The organism is Arthrobacter phoenicis (assembly GCF_047238215.1).
Classification (GTDB): domain Bacteria; phylum Actinomycetota; class Actinomycetes; order Actinomycetales; family Micrococcaceae; genus Arthrobacter.
On record NZ_JBDFMK010000001.1, the window covers coordinates 2,264,910 to 2,280,050 of the forward strand.

Here is a 15,141-nt window from a genome sequence, read left to right on the forward strand (position 1 = left end):
GCCTTAGCCCCCGCCTTCGAGCCATTCCAGGCTCTGGCCGTGGGGCCCGGCCGCGGCCACGGGCACGCCGTCCTCCATCACGAGGAAGCGTCCCCGGAGCCTCGCTTCGTCCATCTCCGGAACCACGCTGGACCCGTCCGGCTGCACGATGACCATGTGACCCTCGTTCGAGATCCAGTGGCAGCCCCGGTCCGCGGCGAGCAGGGCGATGGTGTCCCGGAAACGCTCCCGGCCGTCCGCGTCCAGGTAGGCCATCACCGCGCTGTGGAAGACCACCAGCGCGGCCTCCGGCGGAGCCTGGTCCGCGAGGCTGACCAACTGGTCGTTGAGGTCGCCGGCCACCAGCCGGGGCGGTGTGGCGCGGGCGATGGCGATCGCCTGCCGCAGCCGCGCCCGTCGGAAGTCCTGTTCGGGCCAGACCAGCGCCTCCAGCCACGCGACGTCGTCGGGATTGTTGACGTCCAACGGGTTCAGGTCGATCCCCGCCCGCCACACCACCTCCGGCACCTTGCGGGGCAACGGGACCGGACCCTTGGTGTCACAGCGCAGCACCGGGCAACTGCCTGGCGCGGTATCCCGCGGGTCCAGCCGCCTCAGGGCGCCGCCGTCGACGAATTCGTACCCGTACCGGTCGGGAAACAGGGTCAGCCCGGCGGAGGCGCCGACCTCCAGCAGGGCGAGGGGCCGCGCTTCAGCCTCGGCGATTCTGGCCAGGGAGGGCAGCAGGGTGGCGCAGCGGCCCGCCTCATTGGTCTGGGTTGAGCGCGCCAGAACCGTCCGGGACACCTCTTCCCAGTGCGCGTCCAGGAAGGCCCGGAACTGCGGGTAGGGCCCGGTCACGGCCCCGGCGTAGCGCGCCGCCGCCAGCAGCAGGAGGGGCTGGCGCTTGGTGTGCGGCCATCGGTCGATGCGTTCCAGCAGGGCGGGGTCCTCGGCGATCTGCAGGGACCAGTCGGCGTAGCAGGGGGAGTTGCCCGGAGCGTCGACGCCGCCGAAGTGCCGGTACCAGTCGGCCGTGGCGCCGGCCCCTGCCGCCGGAGTCATGTCAGGCCCGGCCCGCGTCCAGGGCCGCCAGGTAGTCCACGGCGAACCGGTAGCCGAGGACGCCGGCGCCGGCGATGACCGCCTTGCTGATGTCCGAGAGGTAGGACGTGTGCCGGAACGGTTCCCTGGCATGGACATTCGTGATGTGGACCTCCACCGTGGGGATCTGCACCGCGCTGATCGCGTCCCGGATGGCCACCGAGGTGTGGGTGTAGGCACCGGCGTTCAGGACGATGCCGATGGCCTTGCCGCGGGCGGCGTGGATGGCGTCAACCAATGCGCCCTCGTGGTTGGACTGGAAACACTCCACTGCCAGGCCATGGGCGGCGCCGGCCTCGACGGCGAGCCGTTCGACGTCGGCGAGCGTGGCCGTGCCGTACTTCTCAGGTTCCCGGGTCCCCAGCATGTTCAGGTTGGGCCCGTTGAGGACCAGGATGGTGCCGCGTCCGGCGGTGTCGGTGGCGGCGCCGTCGGTGCTGGACTCGGGGGAGATCGCTTCGCTCATGGTTGACAATCTAGCGCGTCGCGGGCATGCTGCGCCGCCAGCCGATCGATCCGGCGCAGGGCGACGGCGCAGACGAGCAGGTACGGGGGAGCCCACCAGGGAACGGTGAAGGTGACACGGCAACCGCCGGGGACGGCGACGACGCGGTGTCCGGTAGCGGCCACGCCGGCGACCGCCCAGGACCAGGCGCTGCCAACTTCAAGGGAGCCATCCTGGACGGAGCCCTCCTCGAAGGAGGTGACGGCGAACGGCAGGCTCACGCCCGCCGCGGTCCGGACCTTGCCCTGGCTCCCGGCGCGGAGCACGTGGTCCGCGCCGGCGGGGCCTGACCCTTCCAGCTCCGCCCTGGTGATCGAAAGGCCCCAAAGCGGCCAGAACCGGATGTCGGTGAGCAGGCGCCACACCACCGGGGCCGGCGCGGCGATGGGGCGGGAGACGCTCCACCGTCTCCCGCCCACCAGCGCAGTAGCCCCGGTCCGGGGCTTTCCGGGCCGCCGGCCGGTCACTTCTTCAGCGAGGCCGCAATCTGCGCCATCACGGTGTTGTCCGCCAGGGTGGTGGCGTCTCCCACCTCGCGGCCCTCCGCCACATCCTTGAGCAACCGCCGCATGATCTTGCCGGACCGCGTCTTCGGCAGTTCCGGGACGATCAGGATGGTCTTGGGCTTGGCGATCGGACCGATCTCCTTGCCCACGTGGTTGCGGAGTTCCTGCACCATCGCATCGCCGGAATCCACGGCGTCGCCGCGCAGGATGACGAAGGCCACGACGGCCTGGCCGGTGGTCTCATCCGCGGCGCCGACGACGGCGGCCTCGGCCACCGCCGGGTGGGACACCAGCGCGGACTCGATCTCCGCCGTCGAGAGCCGGTGGCCGGAGATGTTCATGACGTCGTCCACCCGGCCCAGCAGCCAGATGTCGCCGTCGTCGTCCTTCTTTGCGCCGTCGCCGGCGAAGTACATCGTCTCGAACCGGGACCAGTACGTGTCCTTGAACCGCTCCGGGTCGCCCCAGATGCCGCGCAGCATGGAGGGCCACGGCTCGCGGATCACCAGGTAGCCGCCGGCACCATTGGGGACGGACTCGCCCGCCTCATCCACCACGTCCACGGCGATGCCCGGCAGCGGCACCTGTGCAGAGCCGGGCTTGGTGGCCGTGACGCCGGGCAGTGGGGCGATCATCTGCGCGCCGGTCTCGGTCTGCCACCAGGTGTCCACGATCGGTGCGGGATTGTCCTTCTTCTCGCCGTTGGCTCCGGCGTTGGCGCCGATGACCTCGCGGTACCACATCCACGCCTCGGGGTTGATGGGTTCGCCCACGGACCCGAGGACCCGGATGGAGGAGAGGTCGTACTTGCCGGGGATGTCCTTGCCCCACTTCATGAAGGTCCGGATGGCCGTCGGGGCGGTGTAAAGGATGGAGACCTTGTACTTCTCCACGATCTCCCACCAGCGGCCCTGGTGCGGGGAGTCCGGCGTGCCCTCGTACATCACCTGGGTGGCACCGTTGATCAGCGGCGCGTAGGCGACATAGGAGTGGCCGGTGATCCAGCCGACGTCGGCCGTGCACCAGTAGACATCCGTCTCGGGGTGCAGGTCGAAGACGGCGCGGTGGGTGTAGGCCGCCTGCGTGAGGTAGCCGCCGGTGGTGTGCAGGATGCCCTTGGGCTTCCCGGTGGTGCCGGAGGTGTAGAGGATGAACAGCGGGTGCTCGGAATCGTGGCCGACGGCGGTGTGCTCGGCCGAGGCGGCGTCCACGGTGTCCGACCACCAGTGGTCCCGGCCCTCGTGCCAGTCCACGTCCTGGCCGTTGCGCTTGACCACGACGACGTTCTGGACCGTGTGGCCCGTGCCGTCACCTTCGTGGGCCAGGGCCTCGTCGACGGCGGCCTTGAGCGGGCTGGGCTTGCCGCGGCGATAAGTGCCGTCGGCGGTGACAACGAGTTTGGCCTCGGCGTCGTCGATGCGGGAGCGGAGTGCCTCGGCCGAGAAGCCGCCGAACACCACCGAGTGGATGGCGCCGATCCGGGCGCAGGCTAGCAGCGTGATGACCGCCTCGGGGATCATCGGCAGGTAGACGGCGACCCGGTCGCCCTTGACGATGCCGAGGGACTCAAAGGCGTTCGCGGCCTTCTTCACTTCCTCGGTGAGCTGGGCATAGGTGTAGGTCCGGGTGTCGCCGGGCTCGCCCTCGAAGTAGATCGCCACACGGTCGCCGTGGCCGGCCTCGACGTGCCGGTCCAGGGCGTTGTACGCGGCGTTGACCTCGCCGCCGACGAACCACTTGGCAAAGGGCGGATCGGACCAGTCCAGCGTCTGCGTGAAGTCCTTGTTCCAGCTCAGCAGGCTGCGGGCCTGCTTGGCCCAAAATGCCGGCCGGTCGGCGTCGGCCTCCGCGTACTCGGCTTCGGTGACCACGGCATTGGCCGCGAACTCCGCCGAGGGGGCGAACTTCCGGTTTTCCTGCGACAGGTTTTCGAAGGCGTCGCCCTGCCGGGCGGGGACGGTGGACCCGGGGGTCTGCTGGGACATGGTGAACCTCATCATTCATCGATCCGTGCTGCGCGGACGCCATGCTCAACCGCTCCCGGTCCCGCCTGCGCGGCGCCGGGCACCGGCTGGTCACGGACGTGCCTCGTGTGCTGTTCCGAAATACACCCTAGCGCCCGGGTCTGACAGAACGTGTGCCCCGTCACATCGACCGCCGCGAGCGGTGTTTATTTAGCGCCGAGCGGCGCCCCGGTGCCCCGCTCCGCCGGGGGCGGCCGCGCCGTAGGAGGCATCGCGAAAGACTTCGCAATCTGGTGCTGGAGTGACGGCCGGTCAGCTAGTGATCGGTCCGGCACTTGGTTAGGCTGAGATGAAGTCGTGACATCCGATGGGGGCAAAGGGGACCGCTAAGGGTCCCTTTTTTGCCTGCCGTTAGGCCGCACTGTCCAGGGTGCGGCCACGCTAAGGAGAACAGAATGAACGAGCAAGGCAACGGGCAGCTCCGCGCGCCCAACCGCACCGACGGACCGGCGGAGCAGCAATCCTCCGTGCAGGCGCCGTCCCACGGCAAGGCGGAGCAGCCGCGCTTCACCGTGGACAAGCCGAACATCAAGAACAACGAGGCTGTTGCCGGCCCGTTCACCGTCCGGGACCTCACCGTCTTCGGGTCCGTCCTGGTGCTCTTCGTCGCCTCCCTGATCCCGATGTTCGCGGTCCGGTACAACCTCTGGAACCTGGGCAGCCTGTTCTTCCTGGGCCTCGGAATCCTCCTGCCGCTGATCGTCGCCGCGCTCTTCGTCGCCCGCAGGGTCAGCCCGGGCACCAGGCTCCGGGTCGGCTCGCTCTCCGTGGACCAGTTCGGCTCCGTCGTCGCGAGCTTCAGCGTCGCGTTCTTCTTCCTGGCCGCCGCCGGTGCCTTCGTTCCCAGCATGCTGCTCGGCCTCATCGGGGCGCTCGGCCTCTTCACCGCCACGGTCCTGGCCCGCCTGATCCCGGCGCTCGCCGGCGACTTCCTGCACCGCCCCGAGGCCCCCGCCCACGTCGTCGCCCGGGAGGCCGCCGCCCCTGTCCGCCGCCCCCGCGCCCCCAAGGCCGCCAAGCCGGCCGCCGAAGGCTCCGCCTCGAAGCCGGGCGCCGCCCTGGCCGGCTGGGCCAAGCGGATCACCCCCTCCGGCGGCGCCGCTGCCGGTGCCGCCTCCGATCCAACCCCGCGCGGGTACGAAGCCCACGACGCGGCCCGGACTGCCCGCCCGTCCGCCGAGCCCGCCACCCAGGCTCACGGCGTGGTCGCGCCGGCCGCCGGCCAGCCGGAAGCCGTGCACACCCCCGCAGCCCCCGCCGCAGATGTCGCCACCGCCGCCCACCCGGCCCCGGCTGCAGCCGCGGCGGCAGGGTCGGCACCGGCCGGGTCCGGCGCATCTGCACCCGCTGAATCCGCGGCCCCCGCCGGCAAGGAGGCCGCCGCGGCGCCCGCCTCCGAGCAGACCCAGGCCGCCGCGGCGCCAGTCCCGTCCGCCGGTCACGACGCCCCGACGGCCCTCACGCCGCAGGTCCGCCAGCAGGAACCCATTGGTGCCACCGTGGATCCGGCCAGCCGTCCGGAGCAGGGAAGCGCCCAGCCCGCATACGAGGCCTTCTGGTTCGCCGTCGCCCAGCCACGCACCGCCGTCGACGAGCGCACCGGGACCCCGTCCTTCGTGGTCGAGCCTGGCGGATGGGTGCTGGCGCTCGAAGACCGCGGCCACGAATTCCTCGTCCAGCACACGGACGGACGCGTCGGAGTGCTCCGGGACCTCAGCAACATCGAGCGCGGCTAGACCCGCCATGGCCGGCAGTGCGGGGAAGCAGACGGCGGCCGGGGCAGGCACCGGCGCGGCCGGTGCGCCGCGGGGTGCCTCCGGCGAGAGCATGCTGGCGCTCAAGCGCCGGGCCCGCCGCATCAACCGCGCGCTGGCCGAGCAGTACCCCTACGCCCACGCCGAACTGGACTTCCGCAGCCCGTTCGAACTCGTGGTCGCGACGGTGCTCTCCGCCCAGACCACGGACGTGACCGTCAACCAGATCACGCCGCTGCTGTTCGCCCGCTACCCGGACGCGCGCAGCCTGGCCGAGGCGGAACCGGCCGAACTGGAAGCGATCATCAAGCCCACCGGATTCTTCCGGGCCAAGGCGCGGAGCCTGATGGCGCTGGGCACCAGGCTCGTCGACGAGTTCGACGGCGAGGTGCCCGGCCGGCTCGAGGATCTGGTGACGCTTCCCGGCGTCGGCCGGAAAACCGCCAACGTCGTCCTCGGCAATGCCTTCGGAATCCCTGGAATCACCGTGGACACCCACTTCGGCCGCCTGGCCCGCCGCTTCGGGTGGACCGACTCGGACGACCCCGTCAAGGTCGAATCCGACGTCGCCGAACTCTTCGAACCCCGCGACTGGACGATGCTGTCGCACCGCGTCGTCTTCCACGGCCGGCGGGTTTGCCACTCCCGCAAACCCGCATGCGGTGCCTGTGCGGTGGCCAACTGGTGCCCCAGCTACGGTGCCGGCGAAACGGACCCGGAGAAGGCCCGAAAACTCCTCAAGTACGAGCTGGCGCCCGGACAGGAAGAGCTGCTGGGGAAGCTGCTCGCCGAAACCCACCGCGCCGCGGAAATCCGGATGGAATCGCAGCGGAGGACGCCATGACGGCCCGGCAGGACCTGATCGACCTGGTGGCCGCCGTCGAGGCCGGAACCGCGCCGCCGCCGGACCCGCGCTGGCGCGAGCTCTCCGTGTCCCCGGGGGAGCGGGTGCGGCGCGCCGCGGTGCTCATGCTCTTCGGGTCCCTCGACGACGTCCCGGCCGCCTCGGTCAAACTGCTGGCCCCCGCCGACCTGGATGTCCTGCTGCTGCAGCGCGCCCAGACCCTGGATGACCACCCCGGCCAGGTGGCCTTCCCCGGCGGCGGCATCGATCCGGGCGAAACGGTGACCGAAGCCGCGCTCCGGGAAGCCGAGGAGGAAACGGGCCTGGATCCCGCCGGCGTCGAGGTCCTGGGCATCATGCCGGAGCTGGCCCTGCCGCGCGGGAATTTCCTGGTCACACCGGTCCTGGGCTGGTGGGCGTCGCCGTCGCCGGTGCGAGTGGTTGACTACGGCGAGTCGTCGCAGGTGTTCCGCGTGCCCGTGCGGGACCTGCTGGATCCGGATAACCGGATCATGGCCACCGTCAGCCGCGCCGGACAGACGTTCAAGAGCCCCGCCTTCGCCGTCAACGGCGTGGTGGTCTGGGGATTCACCGGGATGATCCTGAACCAGCTCTTCGACCAGCTGGGCTGGTCCGTCCCGTGGGACCGGACCCGCCTGCACGGGGTGGACGCCTAAACAGGCGTCGCGGACTTGTCCACCACCAGTCCGGTGGCGGCGTTTTCCCGCACCGCGGTGATCCCGGCGGAGGCTCCCTGCAGGCTGTTGTACAGCGGCGAGACGGCGACGACGGTGCCGTCCGGCGCCGTCAGCTTGAAGTAGTACGACTCGTTCCCTGCCGCCGCGATTTCGAATGTGCCAGCCACGTTGCTGTCCCTCGTTTCCTGCCTGCATCTCTAAGTGGTCCCTTCCGCCCGCCCGGCCGGAGGGCCGGGTGTTGACGGGGGACTTTGTGAACGTAACAAGGCCCGTACGGGCGCTGCAACGCTACCGCCGGGTACGTTACGCCGCGGGTCCCGGGGGAGCGGGGGCGTTCGCGTGCGGTCGCTACTTGGCGTTGTCGTAGGAGTCGACGACGGCGACGCTGACCGGGAATTCCACCGGGATCGGACCGAACAAGAGGTCCTTGGCCGCGGCGGCCGATTCCTCGATGGCACGGGTGCAGGCCTCGACGGCGTCGTCGGGGCAGTGCACCATGACCTCGTCGTGCAGGAAGAAGACCAGTTCCCCCACGGGTCCGCCGGCGGCGCGCATGGTGCGCAGCCGCCGTCGTAGTTCCGCCAGCCAACAGGCCGCCCAGTCTGCCGCCGAGCCCTGCACGACGAAGTTGCGGGTGAACCTGCCGCGGGAACGGGCCAGGGACTCGGCGCGGCGCTGCTCCTCCGCGGTGGCCGAGCGCTGGCTGCGCAGCCACCGCTCGGAGGGCGGCGGGCTGCTGCGGCCAAGGCGCGTGGTCACGGTCCGGCCCGCCTCGCCGTCGCGGGCGGCCTGTTCGACGAATCCCACCGCCTGCGGGTAGGTACGGGCCAGCTGCGGCATCAACCGGCCCGATTCGCCCGAGGTGGCCCCGTAGATGGCGCCCAGCAGGGCCACCTTCGCTTTGGCCCGGTCTCCGCCGAATCCCTGCGCCGCGATGCCGGCGTACAGGTCCTTGTCCCGCGCGGCGTCGGCCATCCGGGCGTCCTGCGCGAGCGCCACCAGCACCCGCGGTTCCAGCTGGGAGGCGTCCGCGACGATCAGTTTGTGGCCCGGGTCAGCATGGACGGCACCGCGGATCTGCCGCGGGATTTGCAGCGCTCCGCCGCCGCGCGAGGCCCAGCGCCCGGAGACGACGCCGCCCACCACATACTCGGGCCGGAAGCGGCTGCCGGAGACCCAGGCGTCCAGCCAGGCCCAGCCGTTCGCCGTGTACAGGCGGGCCAGCTTCTTGTAGTCCAGCAGGGGACCGATCGCCGGGTGCTTCGCCTCCTTCAGTTCCCATTGGCGGGTGCTCTTGACCTCGATGCCGTTGCGGTGAAGGGCGCGCATGAGGTCCTGCGGGGAGTCAGGGTTCAGGGCCGGCGACTGCAGGAGGGCGCGCAGTTCAACGGTCAGGGCCTCGAGTTTGGCCGGCCGGTGTCCCGGGGCGGGACGGGGACCCAGGAAGTCAGCGAGGATCTGTTCGTGCAGTTCCTCGCGCCAGGGCACCCCCGCGTGCTGCATTTCCGCGGCGATCATGGCGGCGGCGGATTCGGCCGCGAGGAGGAGCTGCAGGCGCTGCTTCTGCCGGTCGCCGCGGTCCGGAGCGCCTGCCAGGGCTTCCTGCTGGGCGGCGTATTCGACCCGCAGCTGCTCGGGGGAATGCCGGGGTGAGGCGGCGGGCAGCAGGTCATCGAAGAGGGCACCCTGGTCCGCCGGCGGGGGCGGGGGTTGCAGCATCCGGGGCGGCTGCTGCTCGTCCCCGTCCTGGGTGAGTTTTTCGGCCGTCCGCGCGTACGGCGTCTCGGCGGTGAATTCGGCGTGGGCGAGGATGGCCCCGCACAGGGTCAGGTCGTAGCAGCGTTCGACGTCGACGCCGGCGGCGAGAAGGGACGGGTACCAGTCCTGGGTGCGGAGCCAGATCCAGCGGGGCCGCTGCCGTTCCAGGGTGCGGACGACGCCGGCCAGGTCGGCGGCGGGTACCACGCGGATGTCGGGTGCGGCGGGATCCGGGGCGCCGTCCGGGGTAAGGCGTTGGAGGGCTGCGCCGTCGGGGTGGGCGGCGAGCAGCACATGCATGGGATCAATTCTGCCCTGTGGTCGGGGCCCGTCTGGTCACGGTGGTTTGGCCGGTTCTCCACATAGCACCCGGTTGTCCACATAGCAGCTCGGGGGGATCCCTTTCCGCCGCGCTGGTGGGGATGGTGAACACATGAACAGGCATGAGCTGACGAGTGTCCCTCCGGAGCGGTCGACGGCCGGGGCGCCGTTTCCCGGTCCGCCTTGGCAGGGCACGGGCGCCGGCGGCAGGAGGGCGGGTCCGGGGGACCGGTGGCTGCCGGACACCGAAGGGGCCGGCGGCGGTACCGAAACCCTTCTGGTCACCGCGTCCGAGCCGCTGCGCCTGGAGGTCGAGCGCATCGTGGCGGTTACCGGGCGGCAGCTGACCTGCGTCGCCGGAGTCGAGGAGGCGGCCGCCTACTGGGCCGCGGCCGGAGCCGTGTTGGTGGGCGGTGACATCACGGAGCTGCCCTACCGGCGGCGGGCACCCGCCGTGGTCGTTGGATTGAGCGGTGACGGGGACGGACTCTGGCGCCTGGCGGCCGCCGTGGGAGCCGAACGCGTCGCGGTGCTCCCCGAAGGCGGCCCGTGGCTGGCCGAGTACCTCAGCCGTTCCGGGAGTGAAGAACCGGGCGGTCACGTCCTCGGCGTCGTGGGCGGCTGCGGCGGGGCGGGCGCGAGCACGACGGCGGTCTGGTTGGCCCAGGAGGCCGCCCGCCAGGGTGTCCGGGTCCTGCTGGTCGACGGCGATCCCTGGGGCGGTGGCCTGGAGCTGGCGCTGGCCGCCGAGGAGGAGCCCGGCCTCCGTTGGCCCGACCTCACGGATGCCAGCGGGAGTATCGACCCGGCCACGCTGCACAGGGCCCTGCCGGTCATAGGGGGTTTCTCCTTCCTGTCGTGGCCCGGGAACCGGCAACCGGGACCGGCGCTCGGTCCTGCCGCGGCGGCGGTTGTGCTGGACGCGGCCCGGCGCGGCTACGAGCTCGTGGTGGTGGATACCGGCCGCGGACGGGAGGCACTTCGGGTGTTTGGTTGGGAGTGCGACAGGCTCCTCGTCGTCCTGCCGGCCCAGCTGCGCGCCGCCGTGGCCGCGGCCCGGCTCGTTCCCGAGCTGCCGCCTGTGGAGACCTCTCTGGTGGTCCGCAGCCGTCCCGGCGTCGCCGTCGACGAGCAACTGTTGGCGGAATGCGTCGGGCTGCCGGTGGCGGGCGTGCTGCCCGAAATCCGCGGGATCGCCGCCGCCACCGAGTTCGGCCGGCTGTTGGAGACAGGGAACCGGCGCAACGTGCAGCGGTTTGCCGCGGCGGCCCTGGATGCTGCGAGCGCGGCGGTCCCGTGAGCGCCCACGCCGCGGCCGGTCCGGTGGACGCGCCAAGCCCCGGGCGACGGCGGCAGCGGGAGTCCAGCCTCGGCCCCGATGCCGGGCTCCTCGATGCGGTCCGGACCTCGGTCCTGGCCGACGCCGGACCGGTCACCGCCTCCCGGGTGGCGGCCGCTGTCCAAGCAAGTGGACGGTTGCTGGGCACCGCCGGCTCGCTCGCCGCCGTGGAGACCATCAGCGCGGAGCTGACCGGGCTCGGCCCGCTGCAGCCGTTGGTGAGGGACCCGCTGGTGACCGACATCTTCGTCAACGGGCCGGCCTCCGTCTGGTTGGACCGCGGCCGGGGCTTGGAACGCGCACCGGTGACCTTCACGGGCGAGGCACAGGTCCGTGCGCTGGCGGCGCGGCTGGTGGCTGCCGGCGGGCGACGGCTCGATGACAGTTCCCCGTGCGTCGACGTCCGCCTGGAGGGTGGCTTCCGGGTGCACGCGGTGTTGCCGCCCATTTCCACTGCCGGAACGCTGCTCAGTGTGCGGATCCGCCGCGCCACTGTCTTCTCCCTCGACGAACTGGGGCGGGCCGGCATGTTCGGGCCGCTGCTGCGTACCGTGCTGGAGCGGATCGTGGAGCGGCGGCTCAGCTTCCTGATCAGCGGCGCCACGGGCTCCGGAAAAACGACGCTGCTGGCCACCCTGCTGGGGCTCTGCAGTCCCCGGGAACGGCTGGTCCTCATCGAGGACGCCGCGGAACTCAACCCGGTGCATCCGCACGTCGTGTGCCTGGAGTCGCGGCATACCAACATCGAGGGCGGCGGTGCCGTGGACCTGGGCGAACTGGTCCGGCAGGCGTTGCGGATGAGGCCCGACCGGCTCATCGTCGGAGAGTGCCGCGGGGCGGAGGTCCGGGAGTTGCTCACCGCCATGAACACCGGCCACACCGGAGCCGGCGGCACCGTCCACGCGAATACCGCCGCTGCCGTGCCGGCCAGGCTCACGGCGCTCGGGGCGCTCGCCGGACTCGGCCCGGACGCCGTCCGGCTGCAGGCCGCCAGCGCCCTCGACGCGGTGGTGCACCTGGACCGGACCCGTCACGGACGGCAGGTGGCATCGGTGGGGCTGATGCGGGACGACGGTTCCGGACTTGTGGTGGCCACCGCCCTAGAATCGGCCGACGGCGCCGTGCGGGCCGGCCCGGCCTGGCCGGCACTGTCCGCCCGGCTCGGGCTGCCGGTCACGGCGGTCACTGGCCCCTCGCCGTCGGGGACTATGGGTGCGGAGGCGCCGGGCCCGGGGTTCTTCCAGCCGGGAACGACGCCGTGACCGTGCTGCTGGGGGTTGCCCTGGTGCTGGCCGCCGGGGTCCTGAGTGGTTCGGTCCGCCCTTCCCGGCGGCGGATGCGTGCGGCGCTCGCCGATCCATCGGCGCTGCCGGTACCGGGGCATCGACCGACTGCGCCCGGTACGGAAAGCGGCCCAGTCCGGAACGCCCTTCGGCTCCTTCATCGACGGCGTGACGCCGGTGCCGAGGAGGCCTCCATGACAGTCCTGGTGCAACAACTGTCCGCCCTGCTCAAGGGCGGGCGGTCCGTCGGCCGGGTCTGGGACGAGCTCTGGCTCCTGCACGGGGCGCGGTACGACGTCCCCGGCGCGGGCGCAGACCACGCGCCCGTTCCGACGGCCCCTCATCCTGGCCCCGCACCCGGCCGCTGGGTGCGCCCGCTGACCGGAGGCCGCCCGGGGGTACCCACGCTGAGCGCCGGATCGCTGGAGCTTCTGTCCGCAGCCCGGGCCGCGGCCGGCCAAGGGGCTCCCGTTGGCGGGGCCATCCGCCGACGACTGGCCCGCGACGAAGGAACCGCGGCAGGCCACCGGCAACCGGCGGGACAGTCTGCGGAGCGGGGCGTTCTGGCTGGAGCTGGCCGCCTGCTTCGACATTGCCGAGGCCAGCGGATGCCCCCTGGCAGACATCCTGACCCGCTACGCCGCACACCTCGAAGCCGGCGACGACGCTGCCGGCGCCCGGCGGACCGCGCTGGCCGGTCCCAAGGCAACCGCTGCCATCCTGACGTGGCTGCCGTTTGCAGGCCTCGCGCTCGCAATGCTGCTCGGAGTCGACGCGGCAGGGATATTGCTCGGAACCCCGCTCGGCCTGCTCTGCCTGGCGGCCGGTGCCGGCCTCGCAGCGGCCGGAAGGATCTGGTCGGGCCGCCTGGTCCGCTCCGCCGAGGGGCACCGCTGGTGACCGCGCTCGCCGGGAGCCTTGGCGTAGCACTGTTGCTCGCCGTGGCCGCCACGGTCCTGCTCCTGGACCGGGCGATGCTGCCGCGGCGGTGGCTCTTTCAGGCGCGGCACGGAGCCGTGGAAGATCCGCTGTCCGGTCGTAATCCTGGCGGCGGCCAGCCTCCGGAACCGACGGGCGGCTTGCGGAATCCCGCCATGATGATGGAGCTGATGGGGGCCATGCTCGACGCCGGTGCCGGCCTCGGCCGGTCCCTGGAGCTTCTGGCCGGCCGAGCCGACCCTGAGTTACGCGTCCACCTGCGACCGGTTGCTGCCGCCCTGGCCCTCGGCGCCGACTGGGACACGGCCTGGCGGGGCGCGCCGGGGATTCCGGAGGAGCTGGACGCCCTGCGGGAGGCGTTGCGGTTCGCGGCAGTCACAGGGGCGCCTTCGTCGGCCATGCTGTACGCGCAGGCGGCCCGGATGCGGCGGCAGCAGTTCAGGGCCGCGGAGCGCCGCGCCGCCGCCCTCGGCGTGCGGTTGGTGGTGCCGCTGGGTCTGTGCTCCCTCCCGGCCTTCGTCTGCCTGGGCATCGTTCCGGTACTGCTGGCCATGCTTCCCTCGGGCCCCTGAAGCAGGCACCGGGCGACGGTTCCTCCACAGCCTGAGTTATCCACTTGGACGCATGCCGGCCTGTCGAGGGGGCGCCGCGGCGGAGAGATTGGAAGAAGCCGGCCGGTGCGCCGGACAACCCGAGAGGACTATCCATGAGCTTTCATCCACAGATCCCCGGCGCCCCGAAGGACGCCTCCGCTGACGCTGCGTCGGCCGAGGTCCGGGAAATCTATCCCGGCGCACGGCAGGCCCCTCCCGTCCGGAGCGTCTCGCCTCACCGCAGCCGGAGAAGCTCCTGGCGCGGTTCGGAGGCGGGAATGGCGACCGCTGAATATGCGATCGCGACCTTGGCCGCCGTCGGTTTCGCCGGACTGCTGGTCCTGATCATGCGCAGCGACGAGGTGCGGGGATTCCTGCTCAACGTGATCCGGACCGCGCTGGCCCTGCCATGACCCTCTGGCCGGACGGCAGGGCCCCGACGGATCGGAGGGTGCCCGCACTGCCGGAACGTCATGGTCCAACCGCTGCTCCCGGCGAACGTGGTGCCGTGACTGCCGAATTTGCCGTCGCGTTGCCGGCAGTGCTGCTGGTGCTGGGGCTGCTTTTGGCCGGGGCCGCAGCGGGACTGACGCAACTGAGGCTGGAGGAGGCCGCGAGGGCCGGGGCCCGGGCGTTGGCCCGCGGTGAGGACCAGGTGTCCGTCTCCGCCGTGGTCCGCCAGGTGGCCGGAGACTCGGCGAGTGCGGCGGTGGCCTGCGACGGCGGGTGGCTCAGCGTCACGGTGACCGGACCGGTCCGGGGCCCCGCCGGCAGGCTCATGCCGTGGGCATTGACGGCCAGGGCCTCGGCCCGCCAGGAGACCGGCGACGGTGCGGCACTATCGACACCGACGACCGGGCAGCGGCCCGACACAGCGCTCAGCCCCACGGCTCCCTGGCCGCTCACGGGCGCGAGGCCTGCCCCGTCCGATCTGCGTGGCCGGTGGGTTTCGTGACGGTGATGCGTATCCGGGCTTCCAAAGTCCTAGCCGGCGCTGTCCGCTGTGATCGGCCGGTGGGCATCGTGAAGGGGATGCGCGCCCGGGAGTCCGAAGGCCACGTCGGCTCTGTCCGCCGTGTTAGTCCGGTGGTGGCTGGGACGGAGAGGCATATCCCGGGGTCCGAGCGGGGCTCCGGTACCGTACTGGCGCTCGCGCTGGTGTTGGTGCTACTGGTGGCGGGGACTTCAGTGGGACTGCTCGCCCAGGCGGGGGTCCTCGCCTCGCGGGCCGCCGCCGCAGCGGACCTCGCCGCCCTCGCGGCCGCCGATGCCGCACGCGGACTGGCGCCGGGGGAGCCCTGCGCCGTCGCCGCGGAGGTCGCTGCCCGGAACGACGCCCGGATCAGCTCCTGCAGCATCGAGGGCGGGGACACGGTCCAGGTCGGCACCGAACTCCACACCCGGTCACCGTTCGGGACCGCCACCGGTCTGGCCCGAGCGGGCCCTCCCGCAGGGGAAGGCACCCCATGAGCGACCAGGTGTGGCAGGCGGCCC

General features: G+C 72.0%; 16 protein-coding genes. 10 read left to right on the top strand and 6 right to left on the bottom strand.

The genetic code is table 11. The annotated features are described in order from the left end of the window. Positions 1-3: 3 nt before the first annotated feature. Genes ABC337_RS10650 through acs form a run of 4 tightly spaced genes read right to left on the bottom strand, consistent with a single transcriptional unit; the run spans position 4 to position 4,079 of the window. On the bottom strand, positions 4-1,044 hold the full coding sequence (locus tag ABC337_RS10650) for a DUF2332 domain-containing protein (RefSeq protein WP_412883981.1): 1,041 nt from the start codon (positions 1,042-1,044) through the stop codon (positions 4-6). A gap of 1 nt (position 1,045) precedes the next feature. Continuing rightward, the gene (gene aroQ / locus ABC337_RS10655; RefSeq protein ID WP_412883980.1) at positions 1,046-1,549 is read right to left on the bottom strand and encodes a type II 3-dehydroquinate dehydratase; all 504 of its coding nucleotides are present in this window, start codon (positions 1,547-1,549) and stop codon (positions 1,046-1,048) included. Continuing rightward, a complete protein-coding gene (locus ABC337_RS10660; protein ID WP_412883979.1) occupies positions 1,546-2,007 on the bottom strand; it encodes an SRPBCC family protein in 462 nt (153 codons plus the stop codon). Before ABC337_RS10660 ends, aroQ begins: the two co-directional genes overlap by 4 nt. Positions 2,008-2,051: 44 nt before the next feature. Continuing rightward, positions 2,052-4,079 carry an acetate--CoA ligase gene (acs, locus tag ABC337_RS10665; RefSeq protein ID WP_412883978.1) on the bottom strand — a complete coding sequence of 676 codons (2,028 nt, stop codon included), beginning with the start codon at positions 4,077-4,079 and terminating at the stop codon, positions 2,052-2,054. A gap of 434 nt (positions 4,080-4,513) precedes the next feature. Here acs and ABC337_RS10670 point away from each other — a divergent pair, with 434 nt between their 5' ends. From ABC337_RS10670 to ABC337_RS10680, 3 genes are all read left to right on the top strand, one after another. Next, the gene (locus ABC337_RS10670; protein ID WP_412883977.1) at positions 4,514-5,854 is read left to right on the top strand and encodes a hypothetical protein; all 1,341 of its coding nucleotides are present in this window, start codon (positions 4,514-4,516) and stop codon (positions 5,852-5,854) included. Positions 5,855-5,945: 91 nt separating this feature from the next. Further along, on the top strand, positions 5,946-6,716 hold the full coding sequence (gene nth / locus ABC337_RS10675; protein WP_364134673.1) for an endonuclease III: 771 nt from the start codon (positions 5,946-5,948) through the stop codon (positions 6,714-6,716). Beyond that, complete coding sequence (locus ABC337_RS10680; RefSeq protein ID WP_412883976.1) at positions 6,713-7,393, top strand: NUDIX hydrolase; 681 nt, start codon at positions 6,713-6,715, stop codon at positions 7,391-7,393. The genes nth and ABC337_RS10680 overlap by 4 nt, the downstream gene beginning before the upstream one ends. Here ABC337_RS10680 and ABC337_RS10685 read toward each other — a convergent pair. Together ABC337_RS10685 and ABC337_RS10690 are read right to left on the bottom strand one after the other, a co-directional pair. Then, the gene (locus ABC337_RS10685; protein ID WP_412883975.1) at positions 7,390-7,581 is read right to left on the bottom strand and encodes a YegP family protein; all 192 of its coding nucleotides are present in this window, start codon (positions 7,579-7,581) and stop codon (positions 7,390-7,392) included. The genes ABC337_RS10680 and ABC337_RS10685 overlap by 4 nt on opposite strands. Positions 7,582-7,762: 181 nt before the next feature. Continuing rightward, positions 7,763-9,472 (bottom strand): bifunctional 3'-5' exonuclease/DNA polymerase, encoded by a 1,710-nt coding sequence (locus tag ABC337_RS10690; protein WP_412883974.1) that lies wholly within the window; start codon positions 9,470-9,472, stop codon positions 7,763-7,765. 133 nt (positions 9,473-9,605) lie between these two features. Here ABC337_RS10690 and ssd point away from each other — a divergent pair, with 133 nt between their 5' ends. The 7 genes from ssd (at position 9,606) to ABC337_RS10725 (ending at position 15,117) form a co-directional block, all read left to right on the top strand. After that, positions 9,606-10,793, top strand: coding sequence for a septum site-determining protein Ssd (ssd, locus tag ABC337_RS10695; protein WP_412883973.1), 1,188 nt, complete (start codon positions 9,606-9,608; stop codon positions 10,791-10,793). Then, on the top strand, positions 10,790-12,094 hold the full coding sequence (locus tag ABC337_RS10700) for a TadA family conjugal transfer-associated ATPase (protein WP_412883972.1): 1,305 nt from the start codon (positions 10,790-10,792) through the stop codon (positions 12,092-12,094). Before ssd ends, ABC337_RS10700 begins: the two co-directional genes overlap by 4 nt. A 492-nt stretch (positions 12,095-12,586) precedes the next feature. Then, positions 12,587-13,015 carry a hypothetical protein gene (locus ABC337_RS10705; protein WP_412893227.1) on the top strand — a complete coding sequence of 143 codons (429 nt, stop codon included), beginning with the start codon at positions 12,587-12,589 and terminating at the stop codon, positions 13,013-13,015. Beyond that, positions 13,009-13,626, top strand: a complete 618-nt coding sequence (locus tag ABC337_RS10710) for a type II secretion system F family protein (protein WP_412884947.1) — start codon at positions 13,009-13,011, stop codon at positions 13,624-13,626. Before ABC337_RS10705 ends, ABC337_RS10710 begins: the two co-directional genes overlap by 7 nt. Before the next feature lie 134 nt (positions 13,627-13,760). Then, positions 13,761-14,060, top strand: a complete 300-nt coding sequence (locus tag ABC337_RS10715; RefSeq protein ID WP_412883970.1) for a DUF4244 domain-containing protein — start codon at positions 13,761-13,763, stop codon at positions 14,058-14,060. Between the two features lie 95 nt (positions 14,061-14,155). Continuing rightward, positions 14,156-14,602 carry a TadE family type IV pilus minor pilin gene (locus tag ABC337_RS10720; protein ID WP_412883969.1) on the top strand — a complete coding sequence of 149 codons (447 nt, stop codon included), beginning with the start codon at positions 14,156-14,158 and terminating at the stop codon, positions 14,600-14,602. A gap of 77 nt (positions 14,603-14,679) precedes the next feature. Beyond that, positions 14,680-15,117, top strand: a complete 438-nt coding sequence (locus ABC337_RS10725; RefSeq protein ID WP_412893306.1) for an Rv3654c family TadE-like protein — start codon at positions 14,680-14,682, stop codon at positions 15,115-15,117. Positions 15,118-15,141 lie beyond the last annotated feature (24 nt).

Coding starts and splice junctions, on each gene's coding strand:
- acs (WP_412883978.1), bottom strand. CDS start 4,079: ATGTCCCAGCAGACCCCCGGGTCCACCGTCCCCGCCCGGCAGGGCGAC.
- ABC337_RS10680 (WP_412883976.1), top strand. CDS start 6,713: ATGACGGCCCGGCAGGACCTGATCGACCTGGTGGCCGCCGTCGAGGCC.
- ssd (WP_412883973.1), top strand. CDS start 9,606: ATGAACAGGCATGAGCTGACGAGTGTCCCTCCGGAGCGGTCGACGGCC.
- ABC337_RS10670 (WP_412883977.1), top strand. CDS start 4,514: ATGAACGAGCAAGGCAACGGGCAGCTCCGCGCGCCCAACCGCACCGAC.
- aroQ (WP_412883980.1), bottom strand. CDS start 1,549: ATGAGCGAAGCGATCTCCCCCGAGTCCAGCACCGACGGCGCCGCCACC.
- ABC337_RS10725 (WP_412893306.1), top strand. CDS start 14,680: ATGCGCGCCCGGGAGTCCGAAGGCCACGTCGGCTCTGTCCGCCGTGTT.
- nth (WP_364134673.1), top strand. CDS start 5,946: ATGCTGGCGCTCAAGCGCCGGGCCCGCCGCATCAACCGCGCGCTGGCC.
- ABC337_RS10690 (WP_412883974.1), bottom strand. CDS start 9,472: ATGCATGTGCTGCTCGCCGCCCACCCCGACGGCGCAGCCCTCCAACGC.
- ABC337_RS10715 (WP_412883970.1), top strand. CDS start 13,761: ATGAGCTTTCATCCACAGATCCCCGGCGCCCCGAAGGACGCCTCCGCT.
- ABC337_RS10650 (WP_412883981.1), bottom strand. CDS start 1,044: ATGACTCCGGCGGCAGGGGCCGGCGCCACGGCCGACTGGTACCGGCAC.